Source organism: Micromonospora sp. NPDC005161 (assembly GCF_053599855.1).
In genome coordinates, this window is sequence record NZ_JBSFYQ010000008.1 from 1 (window position 1) to 14,747 (window position 14,747).

The window sequence follows — 14,747 nt, forward strand, 5'->3', positions numbered from 1 at the left end:
TCCCCGGGTATGATCCAAAAAGGTCGATGAATACTGATGCCCGACCCACCGAGCAGTTTCCGAGCGAATGCGACCCCTAAATCGACACCGAAGGAGGCGGTCCAGCAGGTCACGCGCCTACGGGCGATCGAAGAACATCGGCTTAGGAAACCGATGCTCTATCCCCTGAGCTACGAGGGCGCGAGCGCTCAGTTTAGCGACCTGCGTGGCGGCCTGCGTTGGCAGGGAGCCACCCGCTTTGACCTGCGTTGTCCCGGCCGGCGGGCCCAGGCGGCGACCACACGTGCGCCAGCAGCAGCCCGATGCCCGGGGAAGAGTTGGCGCGGCGGTGCGTAGATCAACATTAGATAGATAAATTTGCATGTCTCGTTGGCCTCGGGTATGGAGTCTGCAAGCACGTCTGGGTGCTGTCCCTGGGAGGAGCGACGATGAAGCATGCCCTGCGCCGCCTACGAACGGTGGCGATCGCGCTCAGCGCCGGCACACTCGGGCTGAGCCTGCTGTCCGTACCCGCCGCCGAGGCGTACTCGGTTCAACCTCTCGCACCGCACTCCGAGCGTGCACCCGAATCCGAGCAGTTCTCCGCCGAGGGCGTCACCACGGTCGGTGAACTACGGACCACCACCGGCTCGCTGTCCTACGCGCAGGACGGCGGGACGCAGATCATTCGGCACCCCGGTGCGTCGTACGTCAAGGTGCACTTCAGCTCCCTGCGCCTGGCCCACGGCGACTACGTGACCGTGTCGAGCCCCGACGGCCGGGAGAGCTACCGGTACGACCGCTACCTGAACCGGGCGACCGGCGCCGACTACACCACCGACGGGCAACCGGGCTTCTGGGCGATGTCGGTGGAGGGCGACACCGCGGTGGTGACACTGCACAGCAGCCGTGCCTCCCGCAGCAGCGCCGCGACCATCGACCGGTTCTGGCGCGGCTACGACCGCACGGAGATCACGCAGCACAACTTCACCACGCAATCGGTCTGCAGCACCGACGCCCGCCGCGACGTGGTCTGCTACCAGACCAGCCACCCCAACGAGTACGCCCGGGGCAGGGCGGTGGCGCGGCTGCTGATCAGCGGCGGTGGGATGTGCACCACCTGGCGGGTCGGCAACACCAACCGCATGCTGACGAACAAGCACTGCTTCTCGACGCAGTCCGCCGTCAGCGGCAGCGAGATGCAGTTCAACTACCAGTGCGCCACCTGCGGCGGCTCCAACCCCGGTGCCGGCACCAAGGTCAGCGGCGCCACCCTCTACAAGGTGAGCAGCGGCGGCTCCAACTAACTGGACTACACCCTCTACTCGGTGAACAACTTCGCCAACATCCAGTCGTTCGGCACCCTGTACCTGGCGACGACCGCCACCACCACCGGCACGCGGATGTACGTCCCGGGGCACGGCGACGGCAACCCGAAGCGGCTGTCGATCTTCGAGGACACCCAGAACGGCGCGAACTGCACCGTGAAGAACGCGAACTACAACACCTGGAACATCAGCTACAGCTGTGACACCTCCGGCGGCAACTCGGGCTCGCCGGTGCTGAACGCCAGCCAACGGGTGATCGCCCTGCACCACCTCGGCGGTTGCCCGTCGAACCAGGGCGCGAAGGCGCACCTCATCTACAACGAGATCGCCAGTCTGATCGACAACGGCTGACGACGGCTGACGACAACGGGCCGTCGGGGCGCGATCCGCCCCGACGGCCCACCGGCATCGGCGGTCACGACCGCAACGGCCGGGCCGCCCAGTGGGCGGCGAGCTCATCCGGATCACCGGTCCGGAACAGCGGCGGCTCGTGCAGCAGGAAGTCGCGGTGGCTGATGTTCCAGGCGTACGCGCCGGCCATGGCGAAGGCCAGCACGTCCCCCACGCCGATCGGCCCCGCGGTGGCCGAGCGGGACAGCACGTCCTTCGGGGTGCAGAGCTGCCCGACCACGGTGACCGGCCCGCCGTCGGTGCGCGGGCCGTCGGCACCGCGCCGCCGGTGCACGCTGAACGGTTGCGGGTGGCCCTTCGCCGCGGGTGTACGCAGGTGGTGGGTGCCGCCCGCCACCACCACGAACCACTCGCCGTACGAGCGCTTCACGTCGACCACCTCGGTGAGGTACGCCCCGCAGTAGGCGGTGACCGACCGGCCCGGCTCGATGCGTAGCCGCACGCCGGGGTACGCGTCGAGGACGTCCGCCAGGGCGCGGCCGTAGCTCACCCAGTCGAATCGCGCCGCCGGGTCGGCGTAGTCGACGGCCATTCCTCCCCCGACATCGACCTCGGCGGCACCGACCTCGGCGACGGACCAGCGGACCACGGCGGCGGCGACCGCGCCGGCGAGCGGGGCGTCCAGTCCGCTGGCCAGGTGGGCGTGGATTCCGCGCACCTCGACGCCGGCGGGCGGCCGGCGGGCACACTCCACCGCGTCGGCCGGATCCATTCCGAACGGGCTGGGCCCACCGCCCATGATCAGGCTCGCGCCGGGCACGGCCACCGGCAGGTTCACCCGCAGCAGCACCTGGGCCGACCGGCCCGAGGCGGCGGCCAGCGCGCCGAGACGCCGCAGCTCGGCCGGCGACTCGACGTGGATGCGGTGCACTCCGGCGGCGAGGGCCGCGGCGAGATCCTCGTCGGTCTTGCCGGGCCCGGCGTACGCGCCCGGCGCCCGGCCCGGCAGCACCTCGGCCAGCCTGCGCAGCTCGCCACGGCTGGCGGCCTCGAACCCGTCGACGACCGGGGCGAGGGTCCGCAGCACCCCCGGGTCCGGGTTCGCCTTGACCGCGTACAGCAGCTCGACCCCCTGCGGCAGCGCCGCGCGGACGGACCGGGCATGCGCGGCCAGCCCGTCGAGGTCATGGACGTAGACCGGTCGGGTCACCGTGGCCCGCCCATCGGATTCGGCACCGGCACGAACGGGGCGGCACGGTCGGCGTCGCGTCGCCACCGGACCAGCAGGTTCGCCTTGGCCACCAGCGGCTCCCCACTCAACAGCGCACGCAGCTCGGGCGGATCGCCGAGGTCGGCCGACACCGCCTCGACGACCGTACGGAGCTCCTGCCACAGCCGCGGCTCGATCCCCGGTCGCCCGTCGGCGAGAGCGCCGCAGACCCCGCCCAGGTGGTTGACGAACAGGCAGTAGACGACCCGGCGGCGGGCGTCCCGCGGACCGTAGCCGACCTGCGGCGGGACGCCGTCCGGCCAGCTGGCCCACCGGTCGGTGTCCAGCTTCACCCCCTCCAGGTCCCGCAGCAGCATCCGCACCGGGTGACGCTCCCGGTCGAGGACCACGACCACGTTCTGCAGATGCGCCTCGTGCACGACGCCGTGGCTGAGCCAGCAGCGCAGCACCGCCGGCACCAGCAGCCCGATGTACGCGCGCCACCAGGGCACCGGATCCGGTACCGCCAGCGGCGTGGCGGCCAGCGCCGCCGCCAGCACCGGGGTGTCCCCGGGTCGCAGGTGCGGACGCAGGCCGGTGCGCAGGATCGTCCCGTACGCCTCGTCCGCGCCCGCGACGTTGACTGTGCGGTAGGCGGGCTCGGCGAGCACCCCGACCCCGGCCGGCATCGGCACCCGGGCCAGCAGCTCGGTCAGGGCGACCGCGCCGGTGAGTTCGTACCGTGCGTTCTTGCGCAGACAGTTGGTGATCCGTACGTGCAGGCTGGTCTTGACGAACAGATCGGCGTCGGGGGCGTAGAGGGTGCGGACGCTCGCTGTCGGCCGTACCGGAACACCGGCCGCACCGAGGTGGCGAAGCCGCGGGTCCGCTGGCGGGATCAGCGACAGCTGCCAGGGGTGCACCGGCAGCACCCGGTGCCCGGCCGGGGGCCGCGGCGGGTCGAGGGCGGTGATCAGCGGGTCGAAGGGCCCGGCGCCGGCGACGAGGTCGTCCGGTACGGCGAGCCAGTGCAGCCGGAACGCGGTGCGCAGCTCCGGCGCGTAGGCCCGCCAGCTGTCCGGATCACCGCTGCGCCACTTCGGCGTGGGGTGGTGGGGGTGGCCGAAGATCAGCGACTGTTCGGAATCGACGTACGCGTCGATCGCCGGCTCGCCGGTGGGGGTGGGATCCTGGGCCGGACGCTCGGCGAGCAGCCGGGCCACCGTGTCCCGGCTGGCCTGGACCTGCCCGAGGAACTCGTCGTTCACCTGGCCGGTACGAGCGGCGAGCTCCGCCGCGACCAGGGCGGCCAGGCCGGCAGCGTCCAGGTCCTCCCACCGGCCGTCGTCGGTGTTCCGCTGCACCGGCCCGACGTACCGGTGCGCGCCGAGCGGCGAGGTTCGCGCGACGGCGCAGCGCAGTGTCACGCCGAGGTGCCGCAGCAGCAGGCGGGCGGCCCCGCCGACCACGGTGGCGTCGCCGTCGGGCAGGGCGATCTCGCGCAGCAGGCAGCCGAAGACGGTGTGGGCCGCGGCCAGGTCGGCGAGGTGGCTGGCGCCGACGCCGGGCCGGGAGCGCAGCTGTGCGCTCGTCATCGTGTCTCCCGGAGGTAGTTCGGGCCGGTGCGCCGGTAGTACTTGTTGACGTCGGAGCAGCCGAGCCGCTGCTTGGGCAGCAGGGTGCCGGCGGTGAGCATCGCCTTGATGGGTAGGTGGGCGGCCCGCAGGACCCGCTCGGTGAAGGATCGCACCGCCGGCCCGTCGCCCCAACGGTCCCGCGCCGCCGCCAGCCGGGGCGCGAGCGCGGCGGCCGGTGCGGGCACCGGCAGCCCTCGGTCGGCCAGGGCGATCAAGGGCGCCGCCGCGGCCAGGTGCAGGGTGATGGTGATGAACACGTCGGCCAGCTCCTGCGGGTCGCGTGCCCACATCCGCTCGTCCCGCAGCGGGAGCCCCGCCGGGCCACCGTGCCGGAGGTCCAGTCGGGCGCCGTCGTTGTCCTTGTAGAGCAGGCCGACCGACCCGTCCGGGTGCACCAGCAGGTGGACGTTCTGCGGGTGCGCCTCGAGGGCCACCCCGTGCCGTAGCCAGAGGCAGACGTGCCAGTCGAGCAGCAGATCCAGGTAGGAGTCGAGCAGCGTCTCGGGCCGTCCGCGGCTGACCCGTTCGAGGACGGTGCCCGCGACCGGATCGGGTGCGGCGAGGGCGGCGACCGGCACCACCTGCACCCCGTCCAGATCGCGCGGATACCGGCGCAGCAGGAAACCGCGGCGTTCGTCGCCGTCGACGTACGCGTAGGTGCTCTCGTCGGCATGACGGATCCGACCGGCGAAGGCCGGTTCCGCGGTGGCGATCCGGTCGAGCAGCCCGGCGACCGTCGCACCGTCGACCAGCGAGCCGGGGTGCAGTGTCCGCCGGTTGCGGGCCCCGAGGCTCGCGGTCGGCAGCGGCACCTTCAGGTGCAGGTACGGGTCGTGGTCGAGCGCGACGGTCCGCATGGAGAGGGTGGGCCGCGCGGAGATCATCGGTAGGTCCGCCGTCGGTATCGCGTCGCGTGCCGCGATGAGCGGATGCGCCGGCATCAGGATCTGATCCGGGCGGGGAGCCGACGGCCACCACGCCGGAAGGTCGCCGGTGCTGTTCACGTCCTCGACGGGAACGGCGTACCAGCGCAGGGGGAAGCGCGGCGCGTGCTCAGGCGCGTACCGGAGAAGGTCGTCGTCGTCGAGTCCGTGCCGGCACCGGTCGGTGGGGTAGACCGGATGACCGTGGTGCGCGGCGAGCACGTCGTCCAGGAGCGCCGCCGCCATGCCGGTGGGGGTGATCGCACGCTGGGCCGCCACGTCGGCGAGCACGCGTGGCCGGGCACGGGCGGCGAGCCGCCGGGCCCGCAGGTCGCCTCGACACTCGGCACCGAAGTCCCGCCAGCCCGCCTCGGCCTCGACGTCCCCGTGCGGAGCGAGCAACGTCAGCAGACCGTCCAGTGTGTCTGCCCGCCGGGTGTCCCCGTCGATGACGACGTGCACCACCGGTGCGGCGCTGCGCAGGACCTGCTGGAAGCCGTCCGCGCGAACCGGAATCCGGAGCATCCCGGCGTCATGCGGGACCTCCCACCAGTCGGGAGCCGCCAGTCTGCCTCCGCTGAGCAGGCCGAGGTGGTCCTCGCGCAGCAGCGCGTCGAGCACCCGGAGGAACACCTCCCGCTCGCAGTCGTCGCTCACTCGACAATCGTCCACTGGAGGTCGCGGCGGAAGGTGGCCAGGGACGCTCGGACGCTGTCCTGGTCGGGGCCGATCGCGTGCAGCACGGCGAGGTAGTCGCGGTTGGTGCCGGTGCGGGCGGCGGTGCGGCCCACCTCGCGTAGGGGTCGGCAGCTCAGCCGGACGTCGCCCCGGGTCGTGTCCAGTCGGCCGGGTGCCGCGGCGAGCCGGCCCGTCTGGTCCGCGCAGACGTACTCGACCCGGGCGTACCGGTCGACGGTGGCGGGCAGGTCGAGGGCGGCCAGCGGTTCGCCGAGGTGCAGCCGGATGACGTACTCGAACAGCGGCACGCCGAGCAACTCGGCGAGGATCAGGTCCATCCGGTCACCGATGAGGCGGTAGTTGACCTCGATGAGGCGGACCCGGCCGTCCTGGACCACGTACTCGGTGTGGCAGGCGCCGAGGCCGACCCCGAGCGCGTCGAGCCGCGCTCGCAGCTGGGTGCTGGTCGGCTGCGCCGGGGGTGACCAGTCGAGGCTCTCCTCGGTGAAGGTGGGCGGCGGCCCGAGGTGGGTGCGCCACCCGCCGAGGTCGGCCAGCGCCGTACCGTCGCCGAGGGTGTCGTAGGTCCGCAGCTCTCCCGCGAGGTACTCCTCGACCACCAGGGCGACGTCCGGCCGTCGGCCGCGGATCTCGGCGACCCGGGCGCCCAGCTCCCGGTGGTCGGCCACGAGGTAGGCATCCTCGCTGGCCACCCCCTCGCGGGGTTTGACCACCGCCGGGAACATCTCCTCCGACACGGCGGGCGGGACACCGGGGCCGACGGCGACGGAGCGGACCAGGTCGAGCCCGGCCGCCTCGATCGCCCTGCGGGCCGCGGCCTTGTCCTTGCAGAGACGTGCCGCGTCGGGATCCTTGCCGGGAAGACCGAGCTTGCGGGCGGCGACGGCGGTCACCTCCTGAAGGTGGTCGCTGTTGGACAACAGCGCCACCGGTCGGTCGGGTGCTGTCGCCGCGACCACCGCTGCCGCGTCCCGGATCGCACACCGCGCCACCGGCGAGCCGGCCGGCCACTCCCCGGGTCGATCGGTCAGCACGGTGACCGGCAGACCGAGCGATGCCGCCGCCGGGAGGAAGCCCTCCAGGACGGCGTCGGTGGGGTTGAGCGCGGTGATGTAGAGCCGCATACCGCCTCCGTCGACTAGGACCATCGCCGTTATTAGGCTAGCCTATCCTTATTGTGAAGGTATGCGCGGTCTGGGTGGCTCTGCTGCCTACCCCCCGACGGGCTCAGACTCCGACCGGTGCGCCCCGTGCAGCAGCCCGGCGGCCACCAGGCCACCGACCAGGACTGCGACGGCGCCCACCGTCTGCCCGGTCTCCAGCGCCGAGGCGAAGGCGACGGTGACCGCCTCCCGTTCCGGCCCTTCACGGGCCGCGGCGAGAGCCGCCGGGAACGATCCGGCACCGGCCAGGGTGGCCGGCAGCAGGGCGGCGAACCGGGCGTTCAGCACGGCGCCCAGCACTGCGATGCCGAGGCTGCCGCCGACCTCGGTCATGGTGCCGTCGACCCCCGCGCCGGCGCCGGCCTTCTCCGCCGGGATCGCGCTCATCACCGCCTCGACGATCGCCGGATTGGCCAGAGCGCAGCCGACACCCATGACGAGCAGCCCACCCAGCAGCACTCCGTAGCCGTCGGAGGGGAGCAGGGTGACCACCGCGAGACCACCCGCGAGCAGCGTCATGCCCACGGCGATGGCAGCCGCCAACCCGAGCCGACGGATCAGGGCCGCGGCGACGCCGCTGACGTTCAGCAGCACAATGGACAGGGCGAAGGGCGCCATCCGCAGGCCGGCCTCCCAGGCCGGATAGCCGCGGACGAACTGCAGGTGCTGGGTGAGCAGGAACAGCGCGCCGGTGGCCCCGAACGTGATCAGGACGACGCCGGAGATTGCGCCGACGAAACGCCGGTCCCGGAAGAAGTGCATGTCCAGCATGGGGTCGGTGGTCCGCCGCTCCCAGTGGACGAAGAGCCCGAGCAGGAGTACGCCGACGGCCGCCGTGCCGAGCACCCCGGCCGACACCCAACCCCGCTCCGGCCCGGAGATGATCGACCAGACGACGGCGGTCAGCCCGGCGGTGGAGAGCACCGCGCCGACCACGTCGAGGCGGCCACCGGCCGCATTCCGGGACTCGGGTATCAGCGCACGGCCGACCACCAGGCAGACCAGCACGACGGGGACGTTCATCAGGAAGATGGCGCCCCACGGCAGGTGGGCGAGGATGGTGCCACCGATCGGTGGTCCGACAGCGAAGCCCAACGCGCTGGTGGCAGCCCAGATGCCGATGGCCCGGGACCGTTCGGCACCGTCGAACACCTGCATCGCGACCGCGAGGGTGGCGGTGACCAGCAACGCACCACCGATGCCCATCCCGGCCCGCGCGGCGATCAGCTGCCCGCTGGTGCTGGCGAGGCCGGCGGCCAGCGAGCCGAGCCCGAACAGGACCAGCCCGGCGAGCAGCATCCGACGGCGCCCGTACCGATCGGCGGCGCTGCCGGCGGTGAGCAGCAGACCCGACAGAACCAGCGCGTACGCGTTGATCATCCATTGCACGTCGGCGGTGCTGGCGCCCAGCTCGGTGGTGAGCACCGGCACCGCCACGGTCAGCACCGTGTTGTCCAGCACCACGACGAGCTGGGCGGCACAGAGCACGGCCAGGATGAGCCACCGGTGGGGCAGCCGGGCCGACGCGGTGGTCAGGGTGGCTGACCGAACCGCCGTCTGACCGGCGGTCGGCGCGTCCACAGCCGCCCCGTGTCCGCCACCTGATGTCACGCCACTGCCTTCAGAGCGTCCGGTGTGGGCTCCGTGGCCGACCCGGGGAGGGGCGCGCGGGGGAACCGTCGCTGGTGCGCGAGGCCCAGGGCGACCCCGGCGACCACCAGCAGGATGGCGGCGACCGCGACGGCCGGATAGCCGACCCGATCGGCCGCCGCGAGGCCGACGGAGGCGGCCACGAACGAGCAGACCAGCCCGAACGACGACAGCACGGTGAAGTCGGTGCCGCCGGTGCCGGGTCGGGAGTAGTCCATGTTGACCGTGTAGAACACGACGTTGGCGATCGTGTAGGCGACCATGAAACAGCAGAGCGCGACGACCGTGCCGGCCAGGGGCGCGCTGCCGTTCATCAACGGCAGCAGCATCATCGTCGACAACACGAGGGCCAGTCCCCCGACCACCAGCACACCGCCGCGCCCGAACCGCCCGATCCCGAGCCCCGCGAGCAGACCGGCCACGATGGCCGGCGCGCTGATCACCACACCCGTCACCACGCCGATCCGGCCCAACGACCATCCCGCGTCGACCAGGGCCGGCGTCACGAGGGCGTACGCCATGCCGGCGCCGACGTAGACCAGGGGCACCACGCCGAACGTCCACCACCGGCACCCCGGCTGGCCGAACACCGACAGCAGCGCCCGGTAGGCCGTGCCGACCCGGGCCACCCGGTCGGTACGGGCCGGCTCACGGAACCGCCACACCACCAGCAGGCCGATGGCTGTCAGCGCGGCCAGCAAGCTGATCGCCGGCACCCAGCCGAACCGGTCGTAGACCACCACGCAGGCGCCGCCGCCGAGCAGGTTGCCGAGGTAGCTCGCCGCCACCTGGATGCCGTTGCCGGTCCCACGGGCCGACTCGGTGAGCATCCGCACGGCGACCGCGTCCACGGCGATGTCCTGCGTGGCGGAGAAGAGGACGTACAGCGCGCAGATGGCGATGACCGGGCCGAGCGCGTCTGCCGGGCGGGAGAACGGCAGCAGCGCCAGCAGGGCGATGACCAGGGCGCTCTGGAGCACGAGCAGCCAGGATCGGTAGTGGCCACGGCGACGGGAGCCGTACCGGTCGAGGATTGGCGCCCAGAGGAACTTGACGGGCCAGATCAGACCGACGATCTGCAGCAGGGCCAGGGTGTCCAGCGAGGTGCCGCCGTCGCGCAGGATGGCGGTCAGCCCGACGGTGATGAAGCCGATGCCGAGATACTGCGTGACGTACAGCGCGGTCAGGGTGCCGAGGCGACCCGTCATGCGGCTTTCCAGTACGCGAGAGACGTCAGCTGACCCTTGTCGACGCCCAGGGTGCGCCGGACGTGCCGGACGATGGTGCGGGTGCTGGCCGCCTCGCAGGCCACCCAGTAGTGGGCCGCGTCGCTGGCGGGCAGGGCGGCGCAGACCGTGTCGACCAGGTGCTGCCCGGCGTCGCGCCGAGGCACCCAGGTGACGTCGTGGTGCGCCCGGGCCCGTGGCGTGAGCGCCTTCTCGCCTTCGTGGGCGTACTCCAGCCAGACCGTCGCCGGGATGCCGGCGCCGGCGTCGAGCAGGCTGTTCACCGCGGGCAGGGACGCCGCGTCGCCAACGAGGTAGAGGTGCCCGGGTGCGGGGTCTGGCAGCTGGAACACGCTGCCCTGGACGGTGGCGCCGATGGTGTCGCCGACCCGTGCCGTGGTGGCCCAGCGTGCGGCGCAACCGTCGTGGATGGCGAATTCGAGGCTGAACCGGCCCGTCGCCGGGTCGGGGTCCACCAGCGTGTACGCGCGCTGGTGTGCGCGGCCGTCATTGTCGAACCACAGCCGGACCCACATCGTGGGGTGGACCCCGCACGCCTCCAGCAGGCCGCCGCCGTCCAGGAGCAGCCGCTGGTAGTGCCCGTCGATCGACTCGGCGCCCAGCACGGTCAACCGAAAGTCCCGGCCTCCCATGGCTTTGAGGACCAGGGCCTCCCAGTTCCGTTTCACGCACCCCTCCAGGTAAGGTCAGCCTTCGTTAGGGGAGGGTAACCTAACCTGACACCGGACGGAACACGTGTCCCCCTCGCTTCGGCGCAGTGCCTGAATGAGCCACGCCGACCGCGACGAGCGCCAGTTGTGGGCGGACGGGCATCGACGCACTCGCCCGGTCACGGCCCACCTCACCGCCCCTCAGCAAAGGACAGCGCGACATGACATACCAGGAGAAGATTCCCGGCCTCGGCGAGTTGTCGCTGGTGACCGTCGACCCCGACCGGCACGCCGAACTCCTGCACGTCTGGGTCACCCGCCCCCGCAACTCCTTCTGGGGCATGGGGTCCCACACGCTGGAGCAGGTACGCGAGATCTACGCCTTCGTCGACAGCCTGCCGACGCACCACGCGTACCTGATCATGATCGACGAGGAGCCGGTCGGCCTCTTCCAGACCTACCAGCCCGAGGCGGACCCGGTCGGCGAGCGCTACCCCGTCCAGCCCGGCGACGTCGGGATGCACCTGCTGCTCAGCCCCGACCGGCGCCTCGCCCAGGGCCTCACCGCCGCCGCCGGTCCCGCCCTCGCGCGCTTCCTGTTCCGCGACCCGGCCGCCCAGCGGATCGTCGTCGAGCCGGACGTGCGCAACCACCTCGCGCTACGCCGACTGGAGGTCGAGGGCTTCACCTTCGGGGCCGAGATCGAGATGCCGGACAAGCGCGCCCAGCTCGCTTTCCTCACGCGCGCGCGGTTCGAGTCGGACCACCCGACCCCGGCCTGACCGCCGACTCGGCCGGCAGCGGAGGGCGCTCGCGCACTGAGGGCATGCGCTGGCGCATGACGAACGGCGATGCCGGGTATGGTGCGGTGTATTGGTGTCGCCGGGCCTTCCCCGGGATCCAGACACCGCGCTCTGGCGCCAGTGCGAGCGCCGCGTTTGTCACGAGGTTGTGCGGCAGGAGTTGCCGACGGCCCAGACTCACTCCTTGTTGAACAAAGGACCCGTGCATGACATCGAACGGAACTGATCGACCCGTGTTGTTTCTCGCCAACGCGGCCGCCGACGGGCTGGACAGCTCGAGCGTGACCGTCGACGGCAGCGAGGAGGCCATGCGGCGCCTACGCCATCCGTTCGCGGTGAAGCCGGCCCGGCCTACTGCGACGGCGGGCGACAACCCGGAGCAGCGCGACTGATTTGAGGCTCCACTCCATCTGCCCCACCACGGGCTCCCCACTCACGAGCATCCTGCCCTCGCCACGCTGCCGGAAACCGGGCGCAGGATCCTGAGCCGCGCTTCCACGGCAGCCTGGCCCAGGCCCAGGTCGGCATCTCGCGACTGCACGCCTCCCGGCTGATCACCCAATCGTTGGCCGGGCTGCGCGGCCACCTCTCCGACGACCGCGCCCGGACCTGTTCCGGCATAGATTTTCTGGGCCAGCCGGGGCCAGCTTCGGCGGCAGGATCCGGCGCCGATCCGGCGGGCGGTAGGCGACGAGACCCTCCTGACAGCACCACTCACGCTGCCGGGTCCGGCCGGCGCCGTTACGGTCGAGGTTGCCGGAAGCGGTCCCCCGACCCCGGGGTGGCCGGGGAAACGCCGACGAACAGGACAGCCATGACGGTTCACATCGATCTCGCGGGCAGGACCGCGCTGGTCACCGGTTCGACCCAGGGGATCGGCGCGGCCATCGCGGCCGGCCTCGCTCGCGCGGGGGCCCGGGTGGCGGTCAACGGCCGTACCGCCGCCAGTGTCCAGAAGGCGGCGGTGGCGTTGCGGAGCGAGGTCCCCGGTGCCGACGTGATCGAGGTCGATGCCGACGTGGCCAGCGACGAGGGCACCGCCCGGACCCTCGACCTGCTGCCCGCCGTCGACATTCTCATCAACAATCTGGGCATCTTCGGCCCCACTCCCGCGCTGGAGATCTCGGATGACGAGTGGCGTCGCTACTTCGAGGTGAACGTGCTGGCCGGCGTCCGACTGACCCGGGCCTACCTGCCCGGGATGATGGAGCGCGGCTGGGGACGCGTGCAGTACATCGCCAGCGACTCGGCGGTCGCGATCCCGGCCGAAATGATCCACTACGGTGTCTCCAAGACGGCACTGCTCGGCGTCTCACGCGGGTTCGCGAAGGCTGCCGCCGGCACGGGCGTGACCGTCAACTCCGTGCTCGCCGGGCCCACCCACACCGGCGGCGTCGAGGGCTTCATCTCCGACCTCATGGGCGACAGCCTGCCGTGGGACGAGGCGCAGCGGGAGTTCATGCGGCAGCACCGGCCGCAGTCCCTGCTTCAGCGGCTGATCGAGCCCGAGGAGATCGCCAACATGGTCACCTACCTCGCCTCTCCCCTCGCCTCCGCGACGACCGGCCCCGCGGTCCGGGTCGACGGCGGCTACGTCGACGCGATCATCCCGTAGGCGTTCCGACTGAGCATCGACCACTCAGAGCTGGACGATGTGACCCACCCGTGGTGGCGTACGGCCGCCGAGGACCTCGAGCCACGCGTGCCGCAGGGCTTCCGGCCCCGCGCCGACCCGGACGTCGAGCCAACCGCTCACCACCGCGGTGAACCGTTGCCAGGCCTCGCTGAACCGTTGGTCCAGCCCTTCGCGGCCCCAGTCCAGGCTGCGCTTGCGCATCTGGACCGGCGCGAAGAACACCTCCTCGGCCGCGTCGGCGTTCGGGGTCTGGTTGGTGAGCCCGACCGCGATGTCCCGGACGAGTTGGTCACCGAGGTGTCGTCGCAGAGCGGTACGGGTCGATGGCGCTCCGGACAGATCGAGATAGACGGTCGGAACCACATCGAGGACGCCGATGTCGTCGTAGGAGTGGACCTCGTCGTAGCAGCCGAGCGACCGTGTGAAGGCGACGTTGCCTGGTGCGGTGAGCCCGACCAGGCGCGGGCCACGGCCGTGCAGTTCGAACGCCGTGGCGTAGGCGGTCTTGCTGGACGCCGACGACAGCACCAGCGAGGTTGCGCCGTGGAAGCCGTTGTCGGCGACCTGGTCGGCCAGCATGAAGGAGGTGAAGAACAGCGGCCGGAACAGGACGAGCAGATCCTCCTGCTCGGGCCGGTACGCCGGGTCGCCGGTGGTCGACCGGTAGGCGTTGTACGGCGAGGGCAGCCCGGCCCGGTGCGTGCTCGCGTCGCGGAACCCGGACGCGTCCACCCGGTGCGGCCGCACCACGAGGTGACCCGCGGGCGGGAGGTAGCCGTAGACCCGCTGCCCCTCCGCGACCTCCGGAACCGTCGACGCGATCACCTCGGCGAAGCCCCACAGCGGCGGGAGCCCCCACTGCGACCCGAGCCCACGGGCGTCCGGCGGGAAGAACTGCCAGTAGCGCATCGAGTCACCGAGCACCGCGTAGGTCACGTTGTTGGCGGTCAGGCCGACAAGGTCCACCCGGAGCAGCGCCTCACCGTCGGACAGAGCGGAGGTCGCGCCATCGACGATGGTGGTCCGGCCGAGGTCATCACGGGCCACGGCGAATGTCCATGAGGCAGGCATGGTCTGAAGCTAGACAGTCCCGGAAACGGAGACAAGTGCACTCTCAATGCAAAATCCCGCTCACGGGGAGGGGGCGTCGGCCAGGTCGGCCGGGTCGAGGTGCAGGGTGGCGAGCAGGCCGGAGTGCTTGGCCGGGTCAACCTGCTCCGGGAGCTCACGCTCGACCCAGTCGGCTCTGGCCTGCTGGCCCCGATCACGAAGTGCGTTGACGATCCGGTCCCTGGCGATCTTCATCTGGTGCTCCCTGGTTGAGCCGTCCCCAACGGTCATGCTCGCCGGACGGCGGTGTGAACGGGTCGGACTCCACCACCGGCCATCGCACCGAACCCGAATGTGCGGTGACCGGTTGATCCGACAGCCGGACGTGGTCGGTGATCAACCAACACGACCAGCACTCGCG

At 71.7% G+C, this 14,747-nt stretch carries 14 protein-coding genes; 5 read left to right on the forward strand and 9 right to left on the reverse strand.

Features of this window, described 5'->3' with window-relative positions:
• Positions 1–428: 428 nt before the first annotated feature.
• Together ACWD5O_RS09995 and ACWD5O_RS10000 are read left to right on the forward strand one after the other, a co-directional pair.
• Complete coding sequence (locus tag ACWD5O_RS09995; RefSeq protein WP_450085065.1) at positions 429–1,286, forward strand: hypothetical protein; 858 nt, start codon at positions 429–431, stop codon at positions 1,284–1,286.
• Complete coding sequence (locus ACWD5O_RS10000) at positions 1,287–1,658, forward strand: trypsin-like serine peptidase (protein WP_450085147.1); 372 nt, start codon at positions 1,287–1,289, stop codon at positions 1,656–1,658. It begins immediately after the preceding gene.
• Positions 1,659–1,722: 64 nt separating this feature from the next.
• Here the strand turns inward: ACWD5O_RS10000 and ACWD5O_RS10005 are convergent, their stop codons facing one another.
• From ACWD5O_RS10005 to ACWD5O_RS10035, 7 genes are all read right to left on the reverse strand, one after another.
• Positions 1,723–2,868 carry an alanine racemase gene (locus ACWD5O_RS10005; RefSeq protein WP_450085066.1) on the reverse strand — a complete coding sequence of 382 codons (1,146 nt, stop codon included), beginning with the start codon at positions 2,866–2,868 and terminating at the stop codon, positions 1,723–1,725.
• The gene (locus ACWD5O_RS10010) at positions 2,865–4,463 is read right to left on the reverse strand and encodes an IucA/IucC family protein (protein ID WP_450085067.1); all 1,599 of its coding nucleotides are present in this window, start codon (positions 4,461–4,463) and stop codon (positions 2,865–2,867) included. Before ACWD5O_RS10010 ends, ACWD5O_RS10005 begins: the two co-directional genes overlap by 4 nt.
• Positions 4,460–6,085, reverse strand: coding sequence for an IucA/IucC family protein (locus tag ACWD5O_RS10015; protein WP_450085068.1), 1,626 nt, complete (start codon positions 6,083–6,085; stop codon positions 4,460–4,462). The genes ACWD5O_RS10010 and ACWD5O_RS10015 overlap by 4 nt, the downstream gene beginning before the upstream one ends.
• A complete protein-coding gene (locus ACWD5O_RS10020; RefSeq protein WP_450085069.1) occupies positions 6,082–7,251 on the reverse strand; it encodes an ATP-grasp domain-containing protein in 1,170 nt (389 codons plus the stop codon). Before ACWD5O_RS10020 ends, ACWD5O_RS10015 begins: the two co-directional genes overlap by 4 nt.
• An 87-nt stretch (positions 7,252–7,338) precedes the next feature.
• Positions 7,339–8,826, reverse strand: a complete 1,488-nt coding sequence (locus ACWD5O_RS10025; protein WP_450085148.1) for an MFS transporter — start codon at positions 8,824–8,826, stop codon at positions 7,339–7,341.
• A 71-nt stretch (positions 8,827–8,897) separates the two neighbouring features.
• Positions 8,898–10,148, reverse strand: coding sequence for an MFS transporter (locus ACWD5O_RS10030; RefSeq protein WP_450085070.1), 1,251 nt, complete (start codon positions 10,146–10,148; stop codon positions 8,898–8,900).
• A complete protein-coding gene (locus tag ACWD5O_RS10035) occupies positions 10,145–10,855 on the reverse strand; it encodes a siderophore-interacting protein (RefSeq protein WP_450085071.1) in 711 nt (236 codons plus the stop codon). The genes ACWD5O_RS10030 and ACWD5O_RS10035 overlap by 4 nt, the downstream gene beginning before the upstream one ends.
• Before the next feature lie 203 nt (positions 10,856–11,058).
• Here ACWD5O_RS10035 and ACWD5O_RS10040 point away from each other — a divergent pair, with 203 nt between their 5' ends.
• From ACWD5O_RS10040 to ACWD5O_RS10050, 3 genes are all read left to right on the forward strand, one after another.
• On the forward strand, positions 11,059–11,619 hold the full coding sequence (locus ACWD5O_RS10040; RefSeq protein WP_387323032.1) for a GNAT family N-acetyltransferase: 561 nt from the start codon (positions 11,059–11,061) through the stop codon (positions 11,617–11,619).
• A 227-nt stretch (positions 11,620–11,846) separates the two neighbouring features.
• Positions 11,847–12,032, forward strand: coding sequence for a hypothetical protein (locus ACWD5O_RS10045; RefSeq protein WP_354964510.1), 186 nt, complete (start codon positions 11,847–11,849; stop codon positions 12,030–12,032).
• Positions 12,033–12,454: 422 nt separating this feature from the next.
• Positions 12,455–13,255: an SDR family NAD(P)-dependent oxidoreductase gene (locus ACWD5O_RS10050; protein ID WP_450085072.1), complete on the forward strand. Its 801-nt coding sequence runs from the start codon at positions 12,455–12,457 to the stop codon at positions 13,253–13,255.
• A gap of 24 nt (positions 13,256–13,279) precedes the next feature.
• On the opposite strand, the gene ACWD5O_RS10055 is transcribed toward ACWD5O_RS10050, so the two are convergent.
• Positions 13,280–14,347 (reverse strand): DUF2855 family protein, encoded by a 1,068-nt coding sequence (locus tag ACWD5O_RS10055; RefSeq protein WP_450085073.1) that lies wholly within the window; start codon positions 14,345–14,347, stop codon positions 13,280–13,282.
• A 60-nt stretch (positions 14,348–14,407) separates the two neighbouring features.
• Complete coding sequence (locus tag ACWD5O_RS10060) at positions 14,408–14,581, reverse strand: hypothetical protein (protein WP_354964507.1); 174 nt, start codon at positions 14,579–14,581, stop codon at positions 14,408–14,410.
• Between the last annotated feature and the right edge of the window lie 166 nt (positions 14,582–14,747).